General features: G+C 60.0%; 26 protein-coding genes and 1 tRNA gene. 15 read left to right on the top strand and 12 right to left on the bottom strand.

The annotated features are described in order from the left end of the window. Positions 1–25 precede the first annotated feature (25 nt). The 10 genes from J0W34_RS06435 to J0W34_RS06480 all read right to left on the bottom strand — a co-directional run bounded on the left by J0W34_RS06435 (position 26) and on the right by J0W34_RS06480 (position 11,601). Entirely contained in the window at positions 26–763 is a 738-nt protein-coding gene (locus J0W34_RS06435; protein ID WP_230971106.1) for an LrgB family protein, read from the bottom strand. Continuing rightward, the gene (locus J0W34_RS06440) at positions 756–1,109 is read right to left on the bottom strand and encodes a CidA/LrgA family protein (protein ID WP_227817012.1); all 354 of its coding nucleotides are present in this window, start codon (positions 1,107–1,109) and stop codon (positions 756–758) included. The genes J0W34_RS06435 and J0W34_RS06440 overlap by 8 nt, the downstream gene beginning before the upstream one ends. Before the next feature lie 10 nt (positions 1,110–1,119). Then, positions 1,120–2,058, bottom strand: coding sequence for a nucleoside recognition domain-containing protein (locus J0W34_RS06445; protein ID WP_230971107.1), 939 nt, complete (start codon positions 2,056–2,058; stop codon positions 1,120–1,122). 99 nt (positions 2,059–2,157) lie between these two features. After that, positions 2,158–4,422 (bottom strand): bifunctional diguanylate cyclase/phosphodiesterase, encoded by a 2,265-nt coding sequence (locus J0W34_RS06450; protein WP_230971108.1) that lies wholly within the window; start codon positions 4,420–4,422, stop codon positions 2,158–2,160. A 155-nt stretch (positions 4,423–4,577) separates the two neighbouring features. Continuing rightward, positions 4,578–8,216, bottom strand: a complete 3,639-nt coding sequence (locus tag J0W34_RS06455) for a pilus assembly protein (protein WP_230971109.1) — start codon at positions 8,214–8,216, stop codon at positions 4,578–4,580. Between the two features lie 16 nt (positions 8,217–8,232). Next, entirely contained in the window at positions 8,233–8,841 is a 609-nt protein-coding gene (locus J0W34_RS06460) for a pilus assembly PilX family protein (RefSeq protein ID WP_230971110.1), read from the bottom strand. Further along, positions 8,838–10,007 (bottom strand): PilW family protein, encoded by a 1,170-nt coding sequence (locus tag J0W34_RS06465; RefSeq protein WP_230971111.1) that lies wholly within the window; start codon positions 10,005–10,007, stop codon positions 8,838–8,840. Before J0W34_RS06465 ends, J0W34_RS06460 begins: the two co-directional genes overlap by 4 nt. 6 nt (positions 10,008–10,013) lie before the next feature. After that, positions 10,014–10,526 carry a type IV pilus modification protein PilV gene (gene pilV / locus J0W34_RS06470; protein ID WP_230971112.1) on the bottom strand — a complete coding sequence of 171 codons (513 nt, stop codon included), beginning with the start codon at positions 10,524–10,526 and terminating at the stop codon, positions 10,014–10,016. Further along, the gene (locus tag J0W34_RS06475) at positions 10,517–11,167 is read right to left on the bottom strand and encodes a GspH/FimT family pseudopilin (protein WP_230971113.1); all 651 of its coding nucleotides are present in this window, start codon (positions 11,165–11,167) and stop codon (positions 10,517–10,519) included. The genes pilV and J0W34_RS06475 overlap by 10 nt, the downstream gene beginning before the upstream one ends. Beyond that, complete coding sequence (locus J0W34_RS06480) at positions 11,158–11,601, bottom strand: type IV pilin protein (RefSeq protein ID WP_269144639.1); 444 nt, start codon at positions 11,599–11,601, stop codon at positions 11,158–11,160. The genes J0W34_RS06475 and J0W34_RS06480 overlap by 10 nt, the downstream gene beginning before the upstream one ends. A 174-nt stretch (positions 11,602–11,775) precedes the next feature. Between J0W34_RS06480 and J0W34_RS06490 the strand changes: the two genes are divergently transcribed. The 12 genes from J0W34_RS06490 to J0W34_RS06545 all read left to right on the top strand — a co-directional run bounded on the left by J0W34_RS06490 (position 11,776) and on the right by J0W34_RS06545 (position 21,572). Beyond that, positions 11,776–11,851: transfer RNA gene (locus J0W34_RS06490), tRNA-Thr, on the top strand. An 82-nt stretch (positions 11,852–11,933) separates the two neighbouring features. After that, positions 11,934–12,686 (top strand): SDR family NAD(P)-dependent oxidoreductase, encoded by a 753-nt coding sequence (locus tag J0W34_RS06495; protein ID WP_230971114.1) that lies wholly within the window; start codon positions 11,934–11,936, stop codon positions 12,684–12,686. 122 nt (positions 12,687–12,808) lie between these two features. After that, positions 12,809–15,271 carry a heavy metal translocating P-type ATPase gene (locus tag J0W34_RS06500; RefSeq protein WP_230971115.1) on the top strand — a complete coding sequence of 821 codons (2,463 nt, stop codon included), beginning with the start codon at positions 12,809–12,811 and terminating at the stop codon, positions 15,269–15,271. Beyond that, the gene (gene ccoS, locus J0W34_RS06505; RefSeq protein ID WP_230971116.1) at positions 15,271–15,477 is read left to right on the top strand and encodes a cbb3-type cytochrome oxidase assembly protein CcoS; all 207 of its coding nucleotides are present in this window, start codon (positions 15,271–15,273) and stop codon (positions 15,475–15,477) included. Before J0W34_RS06500 ends, ccoS begins: the two co-directional genes overlap by 1 nt. 410 nt (positions 15,478–15,887) lie before the next feature. After that, on the top strand, positions 15,888–17,312 hold the full coding sequence (ccoN, locus tag J0W34_RS06510; protein ID WP_227817001.1) for a cytochrome-c oxidase, cbb3-type subunit I: 1,425 nt from the start codon (positions 15,888–15,890) through the stop codon (positions 17,310–17,312). A 15-nt stretch (positions 17,313–17,327) separates the two neighbouring features. Continuing rightward, positions 17,328–17,951 carry a cytochrome-c oxidase, cbb3-type subunit II gene (gene ccoO, locus J0W34_RS06515; protein ID WP_227817000.1) on the top strand — a complete coding sequence of 208 codons (624 nt, stop codon included), beginning with the start codon at positions 17,328–17,330 and terminating at the stop codon, positions 17,949–17,951. 17 nt (positions 17,952–17,968) lie between these two features. Next, positions 17,969–18,151 carry a cbb3-type cytochrome oxidase subunit 3 gene (locus tag J0W34_RS06520; RefSeq protein WP_227816999.1) on the top strand — a complete coding sequence of 61 codons (183 nt, stop codon included), beginning with the start codon at positions 17,969–17,971 and terminating at the stop codon, positions 18,149–18,151. A 4-nt stretch (positions 18,152–18,155) separates the two neighbouring features. Then, positions 18,156–19,079, top strand: a complete 924-nt coding sequence (gene ccoP, locus J0W34_RS06525) for a cytochrome-c oxidase, cbb3-type subunit III (protein ID WP_227816998.1) — start codon at positions 18,156–18,158, stop codon at positions 19,077–19,079. Positions 19,080–19,164: 85 nt separating this feature from the next. After that, positions 19,165–20,598: a cytochrome c oxidase accessory protein CcoG gene (gene ccoG, locus J0W34_RS06530; protein WP_230971117.1), complete on the top strand. Its 1,434-nt coding sequence runs from the start codon at positions 19,165–19,167 to the stop codon at positions 20,596–20,598. An 11-nt stretch (positions 20,599–20,609) separates the two neighbouring features. Then, positions 20,610–21,113: a FixH family protein gene (locus J0W34_RS06535; RefSeq protein WP_227816996.1), complete on the top strand. Its 504-nt coding sequence runs from the start codon at positions 20,610–20,612 to the stop codon at positions 21,111–21,113. Positions 21,114–21,135: 22 nt separating this feature from the next. Beyond that, positions 21,136–21,291, top strand: a complete 156-nt coding sequence (locus J0W34_RS06540) for a DUF3149 domain-containing protein (protein ID WP_227816995.1) — start codon at positions 21,136–21,138, stop codon at positions 21,289–21,291. A gap of 38 nt (positions 21,292–21,329) precedes the next feature. Continuing rightward, entirely contained in the window at positions 21,330–21,572 is a 243-nt protein-coding gene (locus J0W34_RS06545) for a hypothetical protein (RefSeq protein ID WP_227816994.1), read from the top strand. A 24-nt stretch (positions 21,573–21,596) separates the two neighbouring features. Here J0W34_RS06545 and J0W34_RS06550 read toward each other — a convergent pair whose 3' ends face one another. Together J0W34_RS06550 and J0W34_RS06555 are read right to left on the bottom strand one after the other, a co-directional pair. Continuing rightward, entirely contained in the window at positions 21,597–22,163 is a 567-nt protein-coding gene (locus J0W34_RS06550) for a hemerythrin domain-containing protein (protein WP_227816993.1), read from the bottom strand. A gap of 14 nt (positions 22,164–22,177) precedes the next feature. Next, positions 22,178–22,621 carry a universal stress protein gene (locus tag J0W34_RS06555; protein ID WP_227816992.1) on the bottom strand — a complete coding sequence of 148 codons (444 nt, stop codon included), beginning with the start codon at positions 22,619–22,621 and terminating at the stop codon, positions 22,178–22,180. Positions 22,622–22,771: 150 nt separating this feature from the next. On the opposite strand from J0W34_RS06555, the gene J0W34_RS06560 reads away from it, so the two are divergent. From J0W34_RS06560 to J0W34_RS06570, 3 genes are all read left to right on the top strand, one after another. Further along, on the top strand, positions 22,772–24,505 hold the full coding sequence (locus J0W34_RS06560) for a PHA/PHB synthase family protein (RefSeq protein WP_407941148.1): 1,734 nt from the start codon (positions 22,772–22,774) through the stop codon (positions 24,503–24,505). Positions 24,506–24,656: 151 nt separating this feature from the next. Beyond that, positions 24,657–25,274, top strand: a complete 618-nt coding sequence (locus J0W34_RS06565; RefSeq protein ID WP_230971118.1) for a methyl-accepting chemotaxis protein — start codon at positions 24,657–24,659, stop codon at positions 25,272–25,274. A 20-nt stretch (positions 25,275–25,294) separates the two neighbouring features. Beyond that, positions 25,295–26,035 (top strand): oxygen-binding di-iron domain-containing protein, encoded by a 741-nt coding sequence (locus tag J0W34_RS06570; RefSeq protein WP_230971119.1) that lies wholly within the window; start codon positions 25,295–25,297, stop codon positions 26,033–26,035. The last annotated feature ends 43 nt before the right edge of the window (positions 26,036–26,078 follow it).

Below are 26,078 nucleotides of genomic sequence, written 5' to 3' on the forward strand. Positions count from 1 at the left end.
CAGGCGGCCGCGGGCGGGCAAACCGTCAGTGACTGATCCAGTGCTTGAGCATGGGTACCAGCCAGGGGGCGAGGACGGCGGTCAGCAGACCATTGGCGGCCATGGCCAGGGCGGCGAATGCGCCGGCTTCGGGGCTGAGCTGAAAGGCGCGTGCCGTTCCGATGCCGTGGGCGGCAATGCCGATGGCAAATCCCTGTGCGGAGCGATCCTGAATGCGCATGAGGCGAAACAGGCCTTGGGCGGTCATGGCGCCCAGGATGCCGGTGGCAATCACCAGTGCGGCTGTCAGCGATGGCAGGCCACCGAGGGCCTCGGCAACCGCCATGGCAATCGGGGTCGTAACGCTTTTGGGGGCCAGGGAGATCAGGGTTCTTTCATCGGCGCCCAGCCAGGCGCCCACAATCCACGCGGAAGTGATGGCCACCGTACAGCCGAGCAGCAAGGTGACGCCCAGCGGCAGCGCCATGGCGCGCATGCGGTTGAATTGTCGGTAGAGCGGGATGGCGAGGGCGACGGTGGCCGGGCCAAGCAGGAAGTGCACGAACTGTGCACCATCGAAGTAACGCGGGTAGGGCGTGTCGGTCAGGGTGAGCACCAGCACCAGCAAGGCCACCGCCATGAGGACCGGATTGGCCAGCGGATGGCCCCTTAGGCGTTGGTGGATGCGCCAGGCGATGCCATAGGCCACGAGTGTCATGGTGAGACCGAGCAGGGGGCGGGTCGACAGATAGACCCATAGACCGGTAATGCTCTGCTCATTCATCGGATGCGGCCCGGCGTTTGACGAACAGTTGCAGACACAGGGCCGAGACGGCGATGGTCAGTACAGTACTGACCAGAAGTGCGGCGGCCAGCGGTAACCACTCGCTCTCGAGTCGTTCGGCGTGCAACATGATGCCGGTGCCTGCGGGGACGAACAGCAGGGAAAGGTGGCTCAGCAAGCCGTTGGCCGTGCCCTCGAGCGAATCGTCCGGTCCGCCGCGCAGCACCAGCGTGAGAAACAGCAAGCCCATACCGATGACCGGGCCTGGCACCGGCCAGTCGGCCAGGCGGGTGATCACCTCGCCGATGAGCTGAAAGACCAGCAGTATGGTCAGGGCGTTGAGCACGAGCGCCTCCTCAGAAAAGCATCACGTGGGCCAGTGTGCGCACGGCGACGCCCACGCAGGCCGCCATGAGGGCAACCTTCCAGACCGACGCCACCCGCTTGCCCGCCGATATCAGCACAGCGATGCCCGGAATGTCCAGCGGATGGAGGAGGAAGCCGATACTGGCATTGAGCGTGGCAACCGAGGCACTGCCATCGCGCAGCATTTCGCCCATCACGCCCATCATGGCAGTGCCGCCACCGAGGTACTTGGTGAGCGTCGGTAGCACCATGGCTGGGTCGATGCCCAGCGGCGTCAACAAGGGTGCGATCAACGCGGTCAAGGCAGTGATCGCGCCGCTGTTGCGCAGGGCCGCGACGGTGACCAGCGCGAGGACCAGCATCGGAATGGCGCCGATGGTGATCTTGAAGGCCTCGGCGCCAGCCCGATTGATGACGTCGAGCACACCTTTGGCATCCTCGGCGACTGGATGTTTCAGCGTTTCATCCACGTTGCCTTCCCGATTCGACAGGTGTCGGCCGAACACGTGGTAGCTGGCGGTGGCCGCGACGAGCCCGCCGATGAGCGAGAAGAGCATGGTGGTGCCAAGCGACAAGCCCATCGTCGACATGGGCAGCACGACATTGGCCTGTGCCATGGCCATCACCATGGCCAGCGTCGCGGCAATGTGCCGGTCGGAGGCGCCGCGCTGCTCCATCATTGCCAGCGTGGCGACCGGTGCGGCAAAGCTGACGAAGCTGATCTGCATGGCCGCGAAAACGCCGAGGCCGGTCAGCCCCAACGGCCGCAGGAGCGGGGCCAGCAGGATGACGAGTTTATCCAGCACGCCCTTGGCCTCGAGCAGGCGCATCAAGGCCAGCATCACGACCATGACCGGTAGCAGGATGAAGAGTGCAAGTTCGACGCCGGAGCGACCTGCGCGCAGGACGATATCGAGGAATTCAACCATCGGAGGGCCAATGCACGGCAGCGTGCGTTGTGGTTTCTCGTCGGGAGCGCGTCAGTGCGCCCCGATCAGCCAGCCGATTTTACGTGATGTTGCAGCGCGTCAGGCGGGCTCGGCCCGCTTGAGCACATCGTCGGCGTCGGTCAGAAGCCATTGCTCGAGCTCGGGTAGGGGCATCGGTCGGGCGATGAGGTAGCCCTGAATCTCGTCGCAGCCAAGAGCACGAAGGCGTGCGAGCTGGGCGCGCGTCTCCACCCCTTCGGCCAGGACTTTCATGCCAAGATGCTTGCCGAGCGGGACGATCATTTCAGTGACACGGCCCGATGAGCCGTCGTCGAGCGTGCACACAAAAGCGCGGTCGATCTTGAGACGGTCCACGGCGAGGCGATCCAGGTAGGAAAGTGATGAGAAGCCGGTGCCGAAATCGTCGATGGCCACCGCGATCCCGCGTGAGCGAATCGACCTGACCAGACCCGCGACCTGGTCAAGGCCGAGCGCAGCCGCCGATTCCGTGATCTCCAGTTCCAGGTACGTGGGGTCGACGCCGCTATCGGTCAACGCCTGGTCGAGTACGGCGAGGAAATTGGGCTGACGCAGTTGCACGGTTGAAACATTCACAGCCACCGTCAGTCCGGCATGGCCGTTACGGTGCAGATGATTGATTGCCTCCAGCGCGTTTCTCAGAACCCATTCGCCCAGATTGACGATAAGCGAGGAGTGCTCTGCGATCGGGATGAAATCGGACGGAGGCACGAATTGTCCGTCTGGAAGACGCCAACGCACCAGCGTTTCAAATCCGGTCAGACTGCCGGAGCCGAGGCAATACTGAGGCTGAAAGACGGTGAACAGCTGGTCCCCGGAGAGCAGGGCACGCTGCAAGTCGCTGAGCATGCGGCTGCGGGCGCGCGTCTCGTTGGCAATGGCTTCAGAGTAGTAGGCACTCTGACCCATGCCTGACGACTTGGCACGCTTGAGGGCGATGTAGGCGTTCTGGATGCCGTCGGAGCCGTCACCCTGGACATCGCCCAGGTGCACGACACCAATGGACGTGGACAGCGGGTGTTCGACCCGGTCGATACTGAAGGGCGCGGCAAAGACGCGGTGAATGGCCTCAGGCGTCAGGCTTTCGCGACGCCCCAGTATGCCGAACACATCACCCGCGACGCGCGCGATGAAACAATGCGGGAAAAAGGCGCGCAGGCGCTCGGCGATGGCGCGCAGCAGGCTGTCGCCATAGTGATGGCCGAAGATGTCGTTGATGGAGGAAAACTGGTCCACGTCGATGATGGCCAGCCCCTGATGGCCACAATCCGGACCGCCGAGTGCGTTGTCCAGCTCCCGGAGCATGGCCACGCGATTGGGCAGGCGCACCAGGCGGTCGAAGAAGGCCTGCTCGCGTAAAGCGGAGACCAGTTCGATGTTGTTGGCACACAGCGCGATATTGGTGCAGAAAACCTCGAGCAGGTGCTGGTCGACGGCAGCAATGGCCTTGCTTGAATCGATGAACGCCGCGTACTTGTGCCCTTCGCGGGACTCGAAGTAGAGCGTGACGTTGTTGCTCCCCCACTGGCTCCGATGTTCGGTCAGGCTGGTGGTCAGTGCGGCCGAAATCTCGGGCGCCGAGATGCGGTTCAGGTCCTGATCGATGAAATGACAATACTTGCCCGCGGCCGCAATGACCTTGAGCTGCTCGGCGGCGTGCTCGGGCGAGTCGGACGGTATCCGGCTCGCGCAGACGAGCCCCTCGGGCGTAACCCCAAGCAGCCCGGCAATCTGAGTGATCACGCCCTCGGCAAAGCTCTTGAGCCCCGGTTTCGTGATGAATTCATTGCTGGCGGCAATGATTTTCTCCAGCCCCAGTCGGCTGGCGTCCAGACGTTTGAGCTGATCGTACGAGCGTAACGCTGCCGTAAGCGTGGTGAAGAGCTTGTTTCGGGTCAGCTCGTTCTTGGTCTTGTAGTCATTGATATCGAAGCTGCTGATCGCATCCATCTCCGGGGCCTGGCCCGGCTGGCCCGTGCGCAAGACAATACGCAGATTGACGAGTTTCAACTCGGTGCGCACGACCCGAATGATCTGCAGACCGGCATCAGGGGTTTCCATGACCACATCGAGCAACATGACCGCGATGTCGTCGTCCGCGCGAAGCTTTTCGAGGGCCTCGGCGCCGGAATAGGCATGCAGAAACTCGATCGGGCGGTTGAGGATGGTGATGTCGCGCAGGGCGAAAGTGGTGGTCTCGTGAACGTCGGCGTCATCGTCCACAATCAGCACGCGCCATGGCGGGAGCATGGCGATGGTTTGCCCACTGCCGGCTGCCGATTCCTCTTCATCCAGAAACACCAGACGGTCGTCTGTGTCGGTCATGCTGACGCTCTCCCCGCTAACCTATTTATCCGCTCTTTTCTGGTAACGGACCGATGGCAGTGGACTTAAGGCGTTCATGCTTTTTGGGCAGAGATGCAAGGTGAAAAAAAGAGCCGCTCGAAAGCGGCTCTTTTTTCTTCAGTGATTAGACAGTCTTACTGGGAGACCTCAGGCAGTTCCCGCCAGGAGACGCGCTCGGGTGTGCCGCCTCCGGGAGGCGTCGGGACATCGCTATTGAGGGTTTCACCCGCTGAGGTACGCGTTGTTGCGCGAACCTGACCACTCGTCGTGCGGAAAAGCACTGGGCGAGAAAGCAGTGCATTTGCTTGGAATTCGGCGACAACGGTAGCACCAGGAACCAGTGAGCCCGTGGCGATGTCCAGGTAGAACTGATGACCGGAGCCACCGGGTTCGCACGGGTCCGAGTTAGGGATGTTGGTGTTGAAGACCAGCGTGGTAAACGCGATCGCCGGGTCCGTGTTCACTCGCTCACCGGTCAGGTTGAGGTCCAGGTACCATCCCCGCTTGGTATTCAAGTCGACGGTTTGCGGATTCACGATGGTCCGAGTCCCGTTGGAGAGCGTACTGAGCGTCTGCCCGACGAGTTCTCCGCGTACGGCGATTTCACTAAGGCTGTCATCATCGTAAAGCCCGTACATGGTCTGGGTCTGGGCGGCATGGGAATTTGATGTGCCCGTGCCCGGAATGTCGCTGAGTCCGAGATACTGGCCGGTGCCCACATAGATCATCCGCTTGGAATCGCTGGCCGTACCCACCACGCTGAGCTTGGGGGCCGTGGTGATGGGTTGGGGGTTGCCTGAACTATCCTTCAAGGCGGCCAAACGAGTCACGCTCCACTGGCTGCTGTTATTGGCTGACAGGTCGAAGCGCCACAGGTTGCCGAGGAGATCGCCGCCGTAGATCTGTGAAGCCGTGACATCAATGGTAGCGTCGTACGCGAAGGCAGTCAGTTGGGCAAGACCGCTCGGGTTGGCCGCCGTACCCACTCCTGTATCAATGGCCTCGATCACCTCGCCCGTGCGCGCATTGAGCACGAACAGGTAGCCATGTCCGTTCCCACCCGTGGAAGTCCCGTTGTTGTACCCAGAGGAGACGACGACCACCCATTCGCCGTCAGCTTTCAGGATGATCGGCCGACCGAAACTGTAGCCCACGTTGTCCGCATAAAGCGCCGAAGTGGACGCATTCGGAAACTCCCAAAGGACTCGGGTGGCTGCATCTGCTTCGTCGTCGGGCGTGGGGTCGGTCACATCCAGCGCATAGAAGCCGCGCCCACCCTTACCCAGGCCGCCCACAAGAATCGTGCGCCAGTCGGTTCCGTTTCCGTTGTTGCCTCCGGTGTCTTCAAAATCCACATCGCCCGTGGTCATTAACCCATCCACATGATATTCATGCGTCAGGCCGCCGACGTTTGTGAGGTGGTTGAGATCGTCCAGCGCCTGGCTGGGGATATAGGCCCACAGCTCTGCGCCGGTCAGCGCATCGAACGCGTGCACCATGCCGTCGTTGCTACCGACGAAGATCACCCGTTCCCGGTTCGCATTGGCGGATTTGAAGGTCTCATAATCCGTGTACTCATTTCCGGAGTAGTCGGCCTCAGGTGGGTTGAGCAGGACCGGCTCTGCGTTGACCATGTCGCCGAGCAGGCTGTTACGGGTTCGATAGACCGTTCCCTCAAGGCTTCTGTCGCCGCGCAGGTAATTGATGACTGCGGCCCCATCCAGGTTGGTCAGTGACGTGTTGAGTGACGTTTGCTGTGCATTGTTGACCGTGCTCGATGTGCTCGAGCCCACTGGCTGAAACTGCACACCAGTGTTGGTGGCAGTGTCATAGGTGACGATGTAGCGCGTGTCCGGCGCACGCTGCGTGAGCTGCTCCCCGGCGGAGCCTGCGGCCCAGACCACGTCCGGAAGGATGTTGCCGGTTGCGGGGTCTACCTTCTCGGCGAAGAGGTCGCCAGTCCAGCCGCCAGACTCGTACTCGGTGCTGAATATCAGGTTGAGTGCATTGCTGGCAAGATTGACGTCGGTCACGGCAACGGCCGCTGCGGCAGACGTCTGAGCCACGATGGCGTCGAGGGTACGCGTGAGCTCTTCAGCAAACACGTCGGGCTCTGCAGCACTGAAGAAGCCGCCGCGACTGTTGATGGCCGCATGCGCAAAATCGTCCAGTTTTTCCGGATTGCCGTTGGCCGGATTCGGCCAGTTGATGGTAGTCGGGTCGCCAGCCAAGGCTTGGTCGATCAGGTCGCTGCTCACCGATCCCGTCACGCCAAGGCCGATGTTGTACATGGCGACGTGTTGCCAGAACGCGGGATCCGTGTCGCGCGGCTTGACGTCGTTCTTCATCGTCGCGTCGGTGCGCAAATCGTTCTTCCAGTAATACATGGCGACGTCAGCCAGTGTATTTTGGAAGGAGTCGGAGTAGGGCGATCCGGGCGTATAGGTATAGTCAGGTAGGCCATTGGCCGAGCTGATGGCCCCCGAGGTGGTGGATGTGGAGCCGGCTGTACCATCGGTGTTTGCACGTGCAAGTGCGGTGCGGGCTTCGTTGGCCGTACCTTCGGACCAGTAGCCGTCGGACATCAGCACGTGGAAGTTGGGCCGGCACGAGAACTGAGTGCCGGTGGTGAGCCCCGGGAATTCACCATAGGGTCCCGCGTTGTCGCTACGCATGAAATACTGGCCCACGTCGTCTGCTGCGCGCCGCAGTGGCGTGGACAGTGTGGGGATCTGTGCGTTGTAGAGGCGATTGAAAAACGCATCACGGTCGGTGCCGGAGAACTTGCGAACGCCTAGTTCAATCGTGCCGGTGTCAACGCCGTCAATAGTATTTACGCCGGTATTGATCTGTCCGAAGCCGACCCGGATGTTTTCGTTCTGAGACGAAAATGCTGCGCCAATGCCCGCTCGGGCGGCCAGGCCACGCGATCGATAGTAGGTAAACCAGTTGGCGAAGTTCTGGATTTCCTCGGCATAGGTGCACACAGATCCGGCACAGTCGGTTCTCTCGGCTGATTTCGGATACGTGCTGCCGCTCGTGATCACGACACGCTGAAAGTTGCCAACCGTATTGTTGGGATCCGCGAATCCACTCAGCCGCCCGGTGCCCAGGTAGCGGAAGTAAGTCGCGGGTTTGAAGCTGAAGTTCGTACTGAGGTAGTTCTGATACCCGCCGGAACTCGACGTGGAAACGAAAAATCCGGACAGGGAGAGTGTGCCCGTGAGATTCACGGTGCCCGCCACACTGCGAGTGGGGTGCAAAGGTGCGCTGGACGGAGTTGAATTGGGGTAGAACGTGCCGTCCGAACGTCGCCAGGGCAGGTAGCGGATGTTCGGGTTGTAGTACATAGGATTGCCCGCGGCCGAGCGAGCGTATCGGGCAACCGGGTTGTTGATATTGAAATCCGGGATGAGATACTCGAAATACCACTGACTCCCAGTCCAGATCCAAGACCGGTAAAGGTCGCCCGTGTCGTTGTACGTGTTGCTGTTGCGGGGAGGGAACAGGTATTGGATGCCTGCAACCTGCCAGATGGTTGGGTAGTTGGGCACCTGAGCGTCGGCAAGCTGGAATTCCGGGCTGGCTTCAAACTGCATTGAGCCGGAGTCGTCCAGAGTGAACATGATGTTCGGTGAGACCGCGTTCATCACGTTGATCGGCGTGTCGGACAAGTCAGTCGCTGAGTAGGCCGCTGGAAGGTTGGCGGCGGCAAGCAGCGTGACGAACGTGCCACGTGTCAGGGCGCGCATGAGATTTCGTTTTGTGTTCATGGCAATACTCCTTGCCTTACATCTTCACGATGGCTTGAACAAAGGTTTCGGTCGACTTGGGGCCGGTAACACGAACTGTCACGCGGTAGGCCACCGCGTTGGCTTCCGTCAGTTTCTTGCCGCCGACACTGAGGTCACCACCCTGTCGCCCATCGTTGAATGTTTCTGAAACACAGTCATCGATCGGATTGTCAATCGGGAGTCCAGCGGCCGGATCGCACATACGGTCGGCGACGTACTGAACCGAATAACCGCTCGGGATTGAGAGGCTGGCGATGGTGGCGACCGAAGACCAGTTGATTGTCAGCGGAACCCCCTTCGCGTCCGCAGCCTGCTGATTGGGGTAATAAGTGCAATCCCCGTTCGCTACGCTGCAACTGTTCGGCCAATAGTTCTCCTGCGACGCTCCCAAAATGCTCGTGGTCATGTCCGTAATAGCGGTTTCGATGCCAATATCCGCGATATTCAAAGAGTTCTGTTTGAATGACAGGTTGCCCGCGATAGCGTTTGCATTTGAAATCGTTCGTGTCAGTGCCGCGGCGCCGATCATCATGGTCGCCAGAATAATCAAGGCAAGAATGAGCACGACGCCGCGCTGACGACGATGCTTCAGATTCGTATTCATGGCGTGTTCCAGATGACGTTACGGAAGGGCACCGCGGTTTGGAGCACCGCATACCGGTAGTTGGGCCCATAGGTGCCGCCAATGGTCAGTACCGGCCCGCCATCCCACAGTTCCTTGCCGGAGGCAAACGGTGAGGTGTATTCCCGGTCATACTGCGAATTCCGGACCACCAGCGCGATCCGGGCTCCGACGACTTGGTGGGGCTTAACTGCGTTGCCTGCAATTTTCGCTTCCATCTCATCGCGTGACCAGAACTCGTCAGCAACACCGTCAGGGATGACGCTGGTGTCAATAGCGTAAAGGCCCTTCAACGCAACGACGCCTTTCGCGAGGGTGATGGTTGTCACGGCAGACGGGTCGGACAGATCATCCACCACCAGCTCATCGTTATTGCTGATTCGGTAGCGCTGTCGGACCATATCGCCCAGTCGGAAAGCGAGGGCGCCAACGCCGTAGCCTGCTGGAATAGGGGGGCTTGCAGTAGGGTCACCCGCTGGGAAGAAGTCTGTGCCGTTGGGCGTGTTATATGGAAAGGAACCGGAACTGTGCAGAAGATTCCACATGGTTCCGCTTGTTGTCGTATTCGCGGTACCCGTACGTTGTCCGTCCTTGCTCATTTGAACGATCGCGCACGGTTTGCTTGGGTACGCGGGGTCACCGAGTAGTACGAGTTCCCCCTGGAAAAAACCATGGCCGTCATCGACACGCAAGACAGACGAGGACGTAGGCATGGCGGTTTGCAGAACGCTTGGGATCGCACCAAGTGGAGAAGCGCTGTACAAAACTTCAACCTGATCGCTGTCGTCGGGAACATAATCAGAAGCACTGATCAGGAAGTTGGTGTCTGCTGAAAGCCGCACAGGAAAAGTTGAGACACTCTGAGTGCCAAGGCCTTGGTAGAAGATCAGGATGTCAGGGCAACTCATTGCACCGACGGAAAGCCCGGCCATTCGAAGATCGCGTTCGATCTGGAACAGCGCAATCTGTCCGTTGGTAATAGCGTCTGCGCCTCCCGATGCGACACGCTGTTGGCCTTCGTTTACGGAAAACAGCTGCAGCATGAAGACGCTGGCAATCATGGCAATGGCAATGCCCACGAGCAGCTCGACGAGCGACATGCCGCACTGGCGGACAAAAGCAGCGACCGGTTGTGGTTTCGCGTACATGGTGATTTACCTCTGAATCTGCGAGACCGTCTCGTAGTTGTGCATGGTGAATCCCGAGGCAGATTGTGGATCCGCTGACTGCCAGCAGACGGTGACCGTGGCAATGTTGGTTGAACCCGCGCCAATAATCTGAATGCGCGCCTGACCGCCCGGAAGGGTGCCAAGAACCGAGCCGGGCTCGCTGGACGAGCCCAGCCACGTGGCAAGATTGCCGGTAGGAGTGGACGCAGCCGCTGCGCCTGCAGCGAAGGGCGCCTCACACAGTGAGCCGGTTGAGGTGCCGGACAGGTAGGCGTATGAGCCAATGTTGGCAGTGGCGTCTGCCCACATCATGCCGATGACTTGGTTGGCCAGCATGGCAGCGTCGGCACGGACCGACGCTTCGGCCACAGCCCGTGCCGAACTGGCTTGCAGACTGACGATGCCGAGCACCCCAAGCGAAAAGACGAGGATTGCAATGAGTGCTTCAAGTAGGGCAATGCCTCGTTGCGATTGGCGAAGTGAGAATTTCATACGCATCGGTTCTGTCCTGCATTTGCGGCGTCGCAGTAGCGGGGGTCTCGGGTGTCCGCGGTCACGTTAGGGTCGCACATGCGAACCTGACCACCACTTGAGATCATGATGCGGAGGTTTCGGCTGTCCGCCGCGGGGAGCGTGGACGTCGGGACATCGATATCGATGCACGCGAGTGATGTTGCTGTCGTGCTCGATAGAATGCGGCCAAGTCCATCAAAAACGGCTAAGGTCCGGCCATCTGCACCAATGACCTGGGTGTCGACACTCGCTTCGGCGCCGCCGTTGGAGGCAATGATGATCGGGTCGGCGGCAGTGGGCGTTGACGTCGTGTTGGACGGGGAGACACTGCACAGCCCGGCAGCAGCGCCACGGCTGACCACCCAGGCCGGTCCGGTCGCCCTCGGCGCACAGCCCGGCCCAGTGTTAGACATCAGTTGAAAACGAACCGATGCATTTCTGCGGACGGCCTCGGCGCGAGCCATCTGCAGTCCGGAAAGGACGGATTCAGCAGCGGTGCGAATTCGGCGGTTGGTGATCCACTGACTGAAAGATGGGGCGGCAAGTGAGGCGATGACGCCCAGGATGACGACCACAACCATCATCTCGACCAGTGAAAATCCGCTGGAATGACGTTTCAGTAGCATGATCCGCTCTTAGAGACGACCCAGCAGGTAGTGCTTGTCACGCCGGACCACTTGGTCGCCGTGGTTGCCTTCTGGCCTGCTTGATTCATGGTGTAAGTGAACGCTGAGGTTTGGCCCGTGCCGGATGCGGTCAGGGTATATCCTTGTCCGCCGTTGTTCGTCGCGCAATTGAACCCGAAATACTGAACTGAAGTGGGGGCGGCTGCACCGCAGGCTCCGCCGTTGTCATAACTGCGATTGTCCTGATAGAACTGCTCCATGCGGACGCGCCATTCGGACAGGCCGCTCAGCGCCTCCGAGAGTTGGCTGCGCAGCACGTAATCCCGATACGAAGGCAGCGCAATGGAGGCAAGGATTGCCAAGATGGCGACCGTCACCATTAGTTCAATGAGGGTGAAACCTCGTTGTTGATGTGCTTGCGGTTTGTTGTTCATCTATCAACCCCTTTGAGGACACCCTTATCATCGGCATCGCCGGCCGGCAATGCTCCTGTCGTGCGACAAATGGCAAATCGCGCTGGACGGATGGTTTTTCGGCGGGGTGCCGTGCGTGACGTGATTCACGTCTCTTGTCTGTCGGGAGATTCGAGACTAGAATGCCGTCCTCTTGCTGCTGTAGCTCAGTTGGTAGAGCAACTGATTCGTAATCAGTAGGTCGGAGGTTCGACTCCTCTCAGCAGCACCAGACATCGGAGCGGGGCGCATTGCGCCCCGTTTCTTTATCCATTGTGTTACGTTGACGTAAACGTAACACAATGGGGTGTGCAATGAATCTGGCCGGATCGGTTTTTGTCGTGACAGGGGCTCGCTCAGGTTTGGGGGCGGCGGTCACGAAACGTTTGGTTGATGGTGGAGCGCGTGTCGTCGGGGTTGATGTGTCCGAAGGTGACGAGGTGTCTGAATCTTCGTTTTGCTTCGTCAGGGCTGATGTGACCGACGAAGACGCGGCGCGGCGTGTCTTTTCTGTGGCACGTGAGCGATTCGGTGCGGTTCATGGTCTTGTCAATTGCGCCGGTGTTGCCCCTGCGGAGAAGGTGCTTGGGCGCGAGGGCGTGCATCGGCTCGACACCTTCATGCGAACGATCAGTATCAATCTGATGGGCACGTTCAATATGCTCCGCCTTGCCGCCGATGCGATACAGGCGGTTGCGCCGAACGACGCGGGCGAGCGGGGCGTGATCATCAATACGGCGTCGGTGGCCGCATTTGATGGCCAGATCGGTCAGGCCGCATATGCCGCATCCAAAGGCGGGGTGGTTGCCATGACGCTGCCGCTGGCCCGGGAGCTGGCCCGTTTCGGTGTCCGCGTCATGACCATTGCGCCGGGCATCATGGAAACACCGATGCTTTCGGGCATGCCGGATGATGTCCAGCAGGCGCTCGGCAAAATGGTCCCGTTTCCTCCGCGACTGGGCAAGCCCGAGGAGTTTGCCTCGCTGGTTTGCCACATCATCGAAAACGCTTATCTCAACGGTGAGGTCATTCGTATGGACGGGGCGATCCGGATGGCGCCCAAGTGACGGCGCTGTCCCTTCGGGGGGCGGTTGTGCCCTGCGCTTGATGTGGTGCAGCACTGTGCCTTGTCATTTGTGATACAAGGCATCGGTCGGCGCGTCTGGCGCCAGCAACATCGAGGTACCGAGTGTCCGAGTCGTCCGTGTCCTTCCGCCCCAGCCAGGCAGAGTGTTACCACTGCGGTCTGCCGGTACCGTCGGACGCCCGTTTTGAAGTCCGGATCGGTGGCGCGCCCCGCGAGATGTGTTGCGCCGGTTGTCAGGCGGTGGCGCAGGCAATCGTAGACAATGGTCTGGATGACTACTACCGGCACCGCGATGCGATGCCCGAGTCGCAAAAAGAAGCGATTCCGGAGGCGCTCGAAGAACTCGGCCTGTTTGACCACCCAGATTTCCAGAAGAGTTTTGTCCGGCCTGTCGGCGAACATGAACGCGAGGCAGCCCTGATTCTGGAAGGCATTACATGTGCCGCTTGTGTGTGGCTCAATGAGCAGCATGTGGCGGCACTCAAAGGCGTGACCGCGATCTCGATCAATTACGCCACGCGACGGGCGCGTGTCAGATGGGATGAGCGCGAGGTCCATCTCTCGGATATCCTGGCTGCGGTCCAGGCCATTGGCTATCGCGCCTATCCATATGACGAGGCGCGCTCGGAGCAGATTGCCAAGCGCGAGCGTCGTTCGGCCCTGTGGCGACTGTTCGTGGCGGGTTTCGGCATGATGCAGGTCATGATGTATGCCATTCCCGCCTATGTGGCGGGCGATGGCGACATGACTGCCGACATTGAGCAGTTGTTGCGCTGGGCCAGCTTCATCCTGACCCTCCCCGTCGTTTTCTATTCGGCAGCCCCTTTCTTTCAGCGCGCGTGGCGTGACGTGCGACTCAAGCGCCTGGGTATGGATGTGCCCGTGGCGCTCGGGGTTGGGAGCGCCTTTCTGGCCAGTTGCTGGGCGACGTTTACGGCCAGCGGCGAGGTGTACTTCGATTCGGTCGCCATGTTCGTCTTCTTTTTGCTGTGCGGACGCTACCTGGAAATGGTGGCAAGGCAGAAAGCGGTTCGCGGTGTCGAATCGCTGGGCAAGGTTCTGCCGGTTTTTGCCGACAAGCTGCTGGCTGACGGCGGCGAAGAGCGCGTGCCCGTATCAACGCTGGTGGTTGGAGACCAGGTGCGGGTGAGGCCGGGGGAGGCCATTCCTGCGGATGGTCAGGTGCTCGATGGCGAGAGCGCTGCCGACGAGGCCTTGTTGACCGGAGAGAGTCGCCCGGTGAGTAAAACCCCGGGCGATCTGGTCACAGGAGGTAGCGTCAATGTGTCCAGTCCGCTGGTGATCGAGGTGCAACAGATTGGAGACGCCACGCGTCTCGCTGCCATCATGCGGCTCATGGAACGGGCCTCCGCAGAAAAGCCGGCCCTGGTGCAGATGGCAGATCGTATTGCGGCACGCTTCATCGCCTTTTTGCTTCTGGTGGCGGTTACCTCAGGCATTGGCTGGTACCTGGTCGATCCGGATCGGGCGCTCTGGGTTTTTGTTTCAGTGCTGGTGGTCAGCTGCCCCTGCGCGCTTTCCCTGGCCACGCCAGCCGCATTGACGGTTTCGTCCGACGCCATGTCGAAGCTCGGGGTGCTGATCACACGCGGGCATGCCATCGAAGCGCTCGCCAAGGTCGATACGTTCATGTTCGACAAGACCGGTACGCTTACCGAAGGGCGGATGCGTCTGGCCGAGGTGCGTCCGGTCGCCGATGGCTCTCGAGACACCGCCGTGAAAATAGCCGCGGCGCTGGAGGCGGGGTCCGAGCACGCCATTGCCACGGCCATCCTCAATGCCTCCCCGGGGGGCGCCTCGGCCAGTGGCGTGCGTGCCACGACAGGGCAGGGCGTAGAAGGGGTTGTAGACGGCATCCGCTACCGGATCGGGCGCGAAGGGTTTGTGGCCGACCTGGTCGGTCGTGGCGTGCCTGACGTCCTTGCTCAAGGCGACGCCCGCCACACAACCGTCTTCCTGGGTAGCGAAGGCGCCTGGGTGGCTGCGCTCGACTGTACTGATATGCCACGCGAGGATGCTGCTCAGACCATCCGCCAGCTTGAGGCGGCGGGTATTCGAACCGGTGTTCTCAGTGGTGACGCGCCGGACACGGTGACCTCGTTTGCGAAGTCCTTGTCGCTCGATGACGCACGTGGCGGCCTGACGCCGCAGCAGAAATACGAGGCAATTGCATTGCTGCAAGCGCAACACCGGGTCGTGGCGATGGTGGGTGATGGCGTGAACGATGCGCCGGTGCTTGCCCAGGCGCACGTCTCGATCGCCATGGGCGGGGGGACCGAACTGGCGCGCACCCAGGCAGATGTTGTCCTGCTGGGTGGGCGCTTGCAGGCTCTTGTCGATGGGATGATGCTGGCGCGCAGAACCTTCCGGATCATTCGTCAGAATCTGACCTGGGCCTTTGGCTACAATATGGTAGCGATCCCGCTGGCTGTGGCCGGCTGGGTGACCCCGTGGATGGCCGGTATCGGCATGTCTGCCAGCTCGCTCATGGTGGTGCTCAATGCGCTGCGCCTGCAGCGAGCCAACAAAGGGCCCGCGCGCTAATGGAAAGCCTCTATTTACTCATCCCCCTGTCGGTCCTGCTGGTCTTCATCATCGGCTTTCTGTTCTGGTGGTCTGTCAAAAGCGGACAATTTGATGATATGGAAGGACCAGCGTATCGTATGCTGATGGATGATGATGATCCGGCCGCTGATCGCCTGTCCGATACACCGGATGGCGAAGACGGGCGTGATCAGAAATCGCTGTAGAAACAAGGCTTGGCGCCGGGGAATAATGGCGCTGGCAACCGATCAGGGCAAATTTCTGCAACCCGCGTGTGTTTGATTGATCCATGTCAATGACTGGATTCGTGCAATAGGCACAATGCACACATGGTTAATTGAGTTGATCGACGCAAAGGCGGATCGGCTCATGACGCAGGAATTTTTGTCTCTCTGTTGGGGTTGGGGGTGCGTGCAAACGCACCCTTTTTTTTATCCTGCTACCCCAAAAAGCACTCCACATCAAGCATTGGCGAGCATCGTGCGCTGCAATACAATGCTCTATTGATCTGTATCAAAAGGCTTCCCCGACCGGCGCGTATCCTTCGGTTCGATCGTGCCGACAGTCTGTCGCCGCGCGGGAGGTTATAAGGTTTTAAATCAAAGAGGTGACTCACATGCAATCGCAAGCGACTTACAACTATAAAGTCGTGCGCCAGTTCGCCGTGATGACGGTGGTTTGGGGTATTGTGGGCATGCTGGTTGGCGTGATCGCTGCAGCACAGCTCGTATGGCCCGAACTCAACTTCGCCGAGTGGTTCCACTTCGGCCGACTGCGCCCGCTCCACACCAACGCCGTGATTTTCGCTTTCGGCGGCTGTGCGCTTTTCGCGACGTCTTACTACGTCGTTCAGCGCACCAACCACACGACGCTGTTTTCACCAGCGCTGGCCGCGTTCACGTTCTGGGGCTGGCAACTGGTGATCTTGCTTGCGGCCATTACGCTGCCGCTCGGTTTCACCTCCGGCAAGGAATACGCCGAACTCGAGTGGCCGATCGATATCCTGATCACCCTCGTGTGGGTTGCCTACGCTGTGGTGTTCTTCGGCACCATCGCCAAGCGCAAAACCTCGCACATCTACGTGGCCAACTGGTTCTATGGGGCGTTCATTCTGGCCGTGGCGCTGCTGCACCTGGTCAACAGCGCAGCCATCCCGGTCACGCTGACCAAGTCTTACTCCGCTTACGCCGGTGTCCAGGACGCCATGATCCAGTGGTGGTACGGCCACAACGCCGTGGGCTTCTTCCTGACTGCGGGCTTCCTGGGCATGATGTACTACTTCGTGCCGAAGCAGGCTGAGCGTCCGGTCTATTCCTATCGCCTCTCCGTGGTGCACTTCTGGGCTCTGATTTTTACCTACATGTGGGCGGGTCCACACCATCTGCATTACACGGCCCTGCCTGACTGGACCCAGTCCATCGGCATGATCTTCTCCCTGATTCTGCTGGCTCCGTCCTGGGGCGGCATGATCAACGGCATCATGACCCTGTCGGGCGCATGGCACAAACTGCGTACTGACCCGATCCTGAAGTTCCTGATCACCTCCCTGTCGTTCTACGGCATGTCGACCTTCGAAGGCCCGATGATGTCCGTCAAGACGGTCAACGCCCTGTCGCACTACACCGACTGGACCGTCGGTCACGTGCACTCCGGTGCCCTGGGCTGGGTGGCCATGATTTCCATCGGCTCCGTGTATTACCTCCTGCCGCGCATGTACGGCAAGACCGAGATGTACTCCACCAAGCTGATCACGACCCACTTCTGGATCGCGACCATCGGTGTGGTCCTCTACATCGCTTCCATGTGGATTGCCGGTGTGATGCAGGGTCTGATGTGGCGTGCGACCAACCCGGATGGCACCCTGACGTACTCCTTTGTCGAGTCGGTCAAGGCCAGCTACCCGTTCTGGTCCATCCGTTTGCTCGGTGGCGTGCTCTTCCTCGGCGGCATGTTCCTCATGTTCTACAACATGGTCATGACCATCGCCGGCCAGAAGGCCTACAACGCTCCTGTGGTGACCCCGCAGGCCGCTCACGCCTAATCGCAGGAGACGAACATGGCTCAAAATTCGAAGCACGACTTCATCGAGCGTAGCGTTCCCTGGATGATCGTCCTGACGCTGCTCACCATCAGCGTCGGCGGTCTGGTCGAGATCGTTCCGCTGTTCTTCCAGAAATCCACCACCACGCCGGAAAACGAGCTGGTCAAGCCTTACGACCCGTTGCGTCTGGCCGGTCGCGACGTGTATGTCCGCGAGGGCTGCTACAACTGCCACTCGCAGATGATCCGTCCGTTCCGTGCCGAGACCGAGCGTTACGGCCACTACTCAGTGGCGGGTGAGTTCGTTTATGACCACCCGTTCCAGTGGGGCTCCAAGCGGACGGGCCCGGATCTGGCCCGTGTCGGTGGTCGCTACTCCGACGAATGGCATCGTGTTCACCTGAACAACCCGCGTGACGTGGTGCCCGAGTCGAACATGCCGGCTTTCCCGTGGCTCAACCGTGCGGTCAACAGCTCCGATATCGAAGCCAAGATGCACGCGCTGAACAAGGTCGGTCTGCACAAATACTCGAACGAGGAGATCGCCGGTGCCAAGGCGGCTCTGAAGGACAAGACCGAGATGGATGCCGTCATTGCCTATCTGCAAGGCCTTGGCGTCGCGCTCCAGAACGTGCAGTGATCGGGTGAGGTTGCGCTGTGGAAATCAATGATCTGCGTTCCATCCTGACGGTGATTGCCTTGCTCTGTTTCCTGGGCATTGTCGCCTGGGCATACAGCAAAGGCGCCAAGAAGGGATTTGAAGAAGCGGCGCAACTGCCCTTTACCGATGAAGATCCGCCCGCCGGTGACAAGGCCGACGGGCAACGGAAGGAAGGATAAGAAAATGGCTGACTTTGTAAGCGGCTTCTGGAACGGATACGTCATGGTCCTGGTGGGCCTGAGTCTCGCGTTCTGTGTGTTCATCCTCGTGTCCAATATGGGCAAGGGGGCCAAGAAGGGCGAGAAGGTCGAACTGCACGGCCACGTGTGGGACGAGACACTTGCCGAGTACAACAACCCTTTGCCCCAGTGGTGGATGTACCTGTTCTGGATCACGGTGATCTTCGCGATCATCTACCTGGTTCTGTTCCCGGGTTTCGGCAACAACAAGGGTGTGCTGGGCTGGAGTTCCTCGGGCGAGGGTAGCCAGTACGCGCTGGAAATGAAGAAGGCCGAAGAAAACTACGCGCCGATCTTCAAGAAGTACGCCGACATGGACCTCAAAGCCGTGGCGGCCGATCCGGAAGCGAAGGCCATGGGCCAGCGCCTGTTCCTGACCTACTGCGCACAGTGTCACGGGTCCGACGCCAAAGGCGCCAAGGGCTTCCCGAATCTGACCGACAGCGACTGGCTGTATGGCGGTGAGCCTGACACCATCAAGACCACCATTCTCGGCGGTCGCTTTGGTGTGATGACGCCGTTCGGTTCCGTGCTCGGCGCCGACGGTGTGGAAGACGCGGCGAACTATGTTCGTTCTCTTTCCGGTCTGGCTCACGATTCCCTCCGCGCCCAGCGTGGTCAGGAACTGTTCCAGAACAACTGCGTGGCGTGCCACGGTCCGGACGCCAAGGGGACGCAAGCCATCGGCGCGCCGAACCTGACGGACGGTACCTGGCTGTACGGCTCGTCCAAGACCACCATCATGGAAACCATCACCAATGGTCGCCAGAACAAGATGCCTTCGTTCGAAGCCTTCCTGGGCAACGACAAGGTTCACCTGCTGGCTGCCTACGTGTGGGGTTTGTCCAACAACGCCGAAGCCAAGTAATTGCTTCTGCGCATGACAGAGTATCCCCGGGCTCGACCCGGGGATATTTTGGGTTAGTAAATTAGAATCTACTAATAAGGCAATTATGAGTGATCCGGCCCCCCAAACTCCGAATCCTTCCTCCCCGGGCGGCGAGGGTGAAAGCACCCTCTACGCAGCACGCAAAAAGATCTATGTGCGTGCGGCCAAGGGACTGTTTGCCAATTGGCGTTGGGCGCTGGTGTGGTTCACTCAGTTGCTTTTCTACGGTCTGCCCTGGATCAACTGGAACGGGCGGCAGGCCGTGCTGCTCCACCTCGTGGAGCGCAAGTTCTACATTTTCGGCTGGGTGTTCTGGCCCCAGGATGTCTTCTTCCTGGCCATCCTGCTGATCATCTCTGCTTACGCACTGTTCTTCTTTACGGCGATCGCCGGGCGACTATGGTGTGGTTACGCCTGTCCACAGACCGTCTATACCGAGATCTTTCTCTGGATCGAAGAAAAGATCGAGGGGGACCGCAACAAGCGCATGAAGCTGGACAAGGCGCCGTGGAACGGTCGCAAGCTGAGTGTGAAGTTGCTCAAATGGGGTGCCTGGGCGGCCGTGGCGCTTTGGACCGGTTTCACCTTTGTGGGGTACTTCACCCCAATCAACGAACTGCTGGCCTCGGTGCCGACCTTCAGCTTTGGCGGCTGGGAGATCTTCTGGATCATCTTCTACGGCTGCTTCACCTATCTGTTTGCGGGTGTCATGCGCGAGCAGGTGTGCAAGTACATGTGCCCGTATGCCCGTTTCCAGGGCGTGATGTTCGACCCGGACACCCTGGTCATCACCTATGACGAGGAACGCGGCGAACCGCGTGGTGCGCGCAAGAAGGGCATTGATCCGAAAACGGTTGGAAAGGGCGATTGCGTCGACTGTGGGATCTGCGTGCAGGTCTGTCCGACCGGTATCGACATCCGCCAGGGGCTGCAGTACGAGTGCATTGGCTGTGCCGCCTGTATCGACGCCTGCGACGAGGTCATGGACAAGATGAACTATCCGCGTGGTCTGATTCGCTACTCCACCGAGAATGCGATGAAGAAGCACTGGGGCATGAAGGAGATCATCGGTCACGTGATGCGTCCGCGCACGATGATCTATGGTGGCATCCTGGTAGCGATCTGTATTGCCTTTGTTTACGGGCTGGCCACGCGTGAGCCGCTGCGTGTCGACATCATCCGGGACCGTACGACACTGGCCCGAGAAGTCGCTGGTGGCAAGATCGAGAACGTCTATCGGCTGCAGGTCATGAACATGACCGAGGCGCCCCGGACCTTCTCGGTGAGCGTCGAGGGCATGGACGGCATCAGTATGGATGGATTTAATGGCACTATTGAGGTCGAGCCGGCCGCGATGCAGGCCCTGACTGTTCAGGTGCAGGTGCCGGTCGATGTGGGCGAGCCCGGTTCGTCCAACCAGATCTTCTTCAATGTGACGGCAGCCGACGATGACAAGATTGCCGTCAAGGAAAAATCAACCTTCCTGTTGCCCAGATGAGTAATTCGACAATGACCCTTCGCAAGACATCCGACCCCTGGTATCGCCAAGGCTGGCCGTGGTTCCTGATCGCGCTGCCCGCTTCCGCTGTGGTGGCAGGGATTGCGACGATAGTGATTGCGGTCAAATCGAATGACGGGCTGGTGGTGGATGATTACTACAAGCAGGGTCTGGCCATCCAGCAGACCATGGCGCGCAGCGAGGCTGCAGCGACCATGGGCCTGGTGGCGGACCTGCGTCTGATGGCCGAATCGGTCGAGGTGGACCTGAGCAGCGCGCAAGGCGCGCCGTTGCCGGACGCCTTGCAGTTCACCATCAGCTTTGCCACGAAGGGCAACATGGACCAGTCCGTGACCCTGGTAGGCGAGAACGGAAAATATAAGGCCGCAATCCAGCCGCTCCAGCCGGGGCGTTGGCATCTGCTGCTAGAAGACGAGTCCCGCGCATGGAGATTGACCGGGACCACCAATCTCCCGACAGAGACCAATGTGAGGTTGATTCCTCCCGACAAATAGTCTCAACTGAAGGAGATTCGTCATGGCTATGCAAGAGCTTTTCACGACTGATATTGGCCTGCTGAGCGTCTTTACCATTGGCTTCATCCTGGTGATGGGCGTCTATATCTACCGTTTCGTCAGACGCCACATGGCTGAAGATGAGCGGTTGCACGGCGACCACAGTCACAGCCATTAAAACACCGCGGTTCACTGCGGAACTGGAGGAGCACGTGCATGATGAAGTTGATTCAGGTGTTGTGGCCGTCCTTTCTTGTGGCCGGTCTGGCCGAGGCCTTGTTCTTCACCATCGTTAATCCGCAGGAGCTGTACCTGTTCGGCGAGCCGGTGGACTTTTCCGCCGTGGCCACATACTCCATCGGCTTTTTCGCCTTCTGGCTGGTCTGTGCAGCGTCAAGTTTGACAACGATTTTCCTGCAAACGCCCTGCGAGGAGCTCAATCACCCCCAGTCACACTGAGGCACCGGGGCCGGCGTCGCCGGCCTAGTGCTGACTGTCTGCGAAGCGGGTGACCTGCTGCAGTAGCTGATCGATGTCTGCGCGTCGGCTGACGCTGTAGGCAGGGTCGTCGTTTTCGCCGAACGCCTCGGCCACTTTGGCCCAGTCGGCATCGGTGAGGTGTTCGCGTGCCAGCGGCAGAAGCACCTTCTCTTCCATGGCCATGTGTTGCCACATGGCTTCGGTGAAGCGGTCTACCGCGCTTGAAAAAGCCGCCAGTCCCCCCGTTTCTCCGTTTTCAAAGTCCTCAAGCCGTTCGTGCAGTCGCGCCACCAGTGCGTCGGTGCGTTCGTGCTGCCGTTCGAGTTCGTCGAGCACCTTGTTCGCCTCGTCCGTGCGCTCACGCAGTTTGGCGAAAAGGTAGGTTTCTTCCTTGGGGTGGTGGCGCTTCTCCGGATAGGCGTCGATGTAGTAGATCAGCGCCCGCAGGGCTTTGAAGTCGCACCGGCCACCGTTGGATCGGGCTTCGTTGACCACGTGCTTGAGACCGTGCACAACGGCTTTGAGCGAGTGGTGTTCTTCCAGGATCGTGGCGATGGCGTCAGTGGACATGGCAACTCGGTGTGTCAGCGATAGACCAGAACCGGGATTTTAGAATGAGTCAGCACCTTGTGGGTCTCGCTGCCCAATAGCAGGCTTGCCAGACCCCGGCGGCCATGCGAAGCCATGAAGATGAGGTCGCACGCATGCCGGTCTGCGGCCTCGATAATCGCTTCGTAAGGCACTTCGCTCACGACGGTATCTGTATCGCAGACGAGTTCGACCGCTTCGGCCTTGCCACGAGCCGCGTCGAGAATACGGGCTGCCTCCTGTGCTGCGCCCTTGGCGAACTGCTCTGGCGTGGTGGGATCAATCAATGCGCCCTCACCATAGATGGGCATCGGAAAGTCGGGTTGGGCATAAAAGAAGGTGACGCGCGCGCCGGCCTCCCTGGCAAAACCGATGGCCCGGTCAACCGTGGCGACGGACAGCTCGGAACCGTCGGTTGGGACGAGCAGATGCTTGAACATGATGCGACTCCTTGTCGATGGCTTCATCAGTATAGTGAGCCTTTCTCGATGTGACCGATTGACGATGGTCAAGACCGTGTCTGTTGGGCGGCGCACAATGTCATCTGCAACAATGCAACAGCGGTCGAGAGACTTCGAGGAGAGGCATTCATGAGCGCGCGCAAGCATCTGGCTCCTGTTCAGGTCGTCGATCAGGCGATTCACCGGGTCAATGACCAATGGCAGACCTTGGTCGATCCTCTGGGCATGATGGCCCCCATCATCCACGCACATCTGGCGTGGCTGGCCCATCCTCAGGAACTTACCGAAAAGATGGTCGCCTTTTCGGGGCAGGTGTGGGCGCTTCAATGGCACACCATGCAGCGCATGATCGGTGCGCCGAGCAAGAGTCCGGTCGAGCCCCATGGCGACGATACGCGCTTTTCCGACCCGATCTGGGATGACTCCGCTACCTGGGACCTGGTGAAGTCCTGGTATCTGCTGGCCACCCGGCACACTCAGGACATGCTGTACACCACGCCGGGTTTATCCAGTGAAAACCGCCGGCGGGCCGCGTTCTGGTGGCGCAATTGGCTCAACGCCGTGGCGCCCACCAACTTCCTGTTGTCCAACCCGGTCGCTTTGCGCAAGGCAGTCGAGACAAAGGGCGAGAGCCTGCGCCAGGGCTGGCAAAACTACCTCGAGGACATGAAGGCGCGCATGGTGCGCATGAGTGATCCCGACGGTTTCAAGGTCGGGGGAAATCTGGGCAATACGCCGGGCAAGGTGGTGTTTCGCAATCGCCAGCTGGAGGTGATTCACTACGCGCCCACCCAGCCCAAGGTGCATGCACGCCCGGTGGTGCTGATCACGCCGTGGATCAACAAGTTCTACATCCTTGATCTCAACCCGCGCAAGAGCATGGTCAAGTATCTGCTCGACCAGGGGCTCGACGTCTACATCACCAGCTGGAAGAACCCGGACGCGTCGATGCGCGACGTGCGCTTCGACGACTACATCGTCGATGGTGTTCATGCACTGGTCGAGACGGCTTGCAAACTCAGCGGTCAGTCCAAGGTGCATGCGGTGGGCTACTGCATCGGCGGCACCGCTCTGTCCATCTACATGGCGTGGGCGAATCGCCGTTTTGGCGAAGCGGCCATGCCGGTGGCCGACTGGACGCTGCTGACGACCCTGGTGGATTTTCGCAAGCCGGGCGACATCGAAGTGTTCATCGACGAGGGCAGTATCCGCTATCTGTGCAACAGCATGGCCCGTACCGGTTACCTCGATGGCGCTCAGATGGCGGCGTCCTTCCGTCTGCTGCGGTCGAACTCGCTCATCTGGCACTACGTGGTGCACGGCTGGCTCTACGGCGAACCGCCGCCCGCCTTCGATGTGCTGTTCTGGAACATGGATACCACGCGCATGCCTTATGCAATGCACGCCTGGTATCTCAAGGAACTCTACCTGCACAACCGGCTTATCGAAGCGGATGCGCTCACGGTGGCGGGCGAGCCGATTGATCTGAACCGGATCACACAACCGCTCTACATGGTCGCCGCCGAGGATGATCACATCGCACCGTGGCATCAGACATTCCGCATGATCCACTTTGCCCGGGGCGCAAAGCGTTTCGTCCTGTCGAGTTCCGGCCATATTCTGGGCATCGTCAATCCACCGGTGAATCCGCCGAAGCGCCATTACTGGGTCGCCACGGCGCATCGGGCCGATCGCTGGGAGGCGTGGCGCGAACGGGCGCAGAAGACAGAGGGCTCCTGGTGGGAGGACTGGATGGCCTGGATCAAGCCCAAGAGTGGTGATCTGGTGCCCGCACCCGACGTCACCAATGGCGAGTTTCCGGGCCTGGCGGATGCCCCGGGGGCTTACGTGCGAGAGCCATGAAACCCGGGTGAAAAAAATCGGTCGGCCGTTCAAGGCGGACAGGCGGTTGCCGTAATAAAGGCACACGTCCCGGCGAGGGGGCAGCGGGTCATGCGCCCCGTTGATCCGAGAGGCGATTTCGCGGCCGGCGGGCGTGTCAGTGAGGAGAATCATGGACGTCGCAGCGCCGGAAGACACCAGCGAACACATTCACGATACCGAGTTGGCCCGCATTGTCCGGGTCAATGAAGAGATCAAGGGGATTGTCGCGACCGCCTTCAAGATCAATCTGATGGCGCTCAATGCCATCTTCCTGGCCAAGCGGGCAGGGCATGCGGCACGCGGTTTTGGCGTGCTGTCGAATGAGCTTCGCCGCTTTGCGCAGGACCTCACCCGGGAAATGACGCAATTGCGCGAAATGACGGCCAATACCGTCTCGACAGTGACCGGCGTCGTACAGCAGAAGCGGCTCAACGGCATTCTGGACGAGGCCGTCAAGCGCTGTCCCGAGCCGGTGAGCGGTGAGGCGCGCGTCCAGCAGCGGGGGCATGAGCAACTGGCCGATAAACAGGGGTGTCTGAGTGCGCTCGACAAGCGCCTGCGTCGATCCCTGGACGACACGGCTCAGCTGGTAGAACTGGGCGGAGTACTCGCCAGGTCGGCAAAGATCGAAGCCGCCTACGGGGGCAACTTCAGCGCCTCGCTCATGCAGGTGTCCAGCGACTTTGGCGACGTCATCTGCCTGATTCAGGAATCGCTCGAGCGTCTGCGCCATCTGCGCCTGACCTGAACACACGTAAGGAAATACACATGAAGCATGCGCGTTGCATCTTCGATGAAGGCGAGCACCAGTGGTTCGCCATCGTGCGCGATCCGGACAAGCCCGGCTATATCATCGATACCAACGAATACATCATCCGCAGCGGCGCGGAGTTGCTGCTGTGTGATCCGGGCGGCATCGAGGTGTTTCCGGCCGTGTTCTCTGCCCTGTGTCAGGTCTGTGATCCGCAGGCGCTCAAGGCCGTCTTCGCTTCGCACCAGGACCCGGACATCGTTTCGTCGCTGGCCTTGTGGCTTGAGTTCAACCCCGATCTCAAGTGCTACACCAGTCGATTGTGGACCTCATTTCTGCCGCATTTCGGCGGCTGTGCCGAGACCTTCAAGAGCATCCCCGACGAAGGGATCGAGATCGATCTGGGCAGCACGACCTTGCACGCCCTGCCGGCACACTATCTGCATTCGTCCGGCAATTTTCATTTGTATGATCCGAAGGCGAAGATCCTGTTTTCCGGCGATGTAGGCGCAGCGATGCTGCCCGAGGGCCAGGACGATCTGTTCGTTGAGGATTTTGATCAGCACATCCGCTATGCGGAAGGCTTTCACAAGCGCTGGATGGGCTCCGAAAAAGCCAAGAACCAGTGGTGCGACCGGGTGGCCATGCTCGACGTGGACATGCTGTGCCCACAGCACGGTGCCATCTATCGTGGCAAGGACGTGCATCGCTTCATCGACTGGTTCCGCGAACTGGAGGTCGGTGTCGCCAGCAACTGACACCGACCCACCTCACGCGAGCAAGGGCAGGCCTCCGGTCTGC

The organism is Nitrogeniibacter aestuarii (assembly GCF_017309585.1).
Taxonomy (GTDB): domain Bacteria; phylum Pseudomonadota; class Gammaproteobacteria; order Burkholderiales; family Rhodocyclaceae; genus Nitrogeniibacter; species Nitrogeniibacter aestuarii.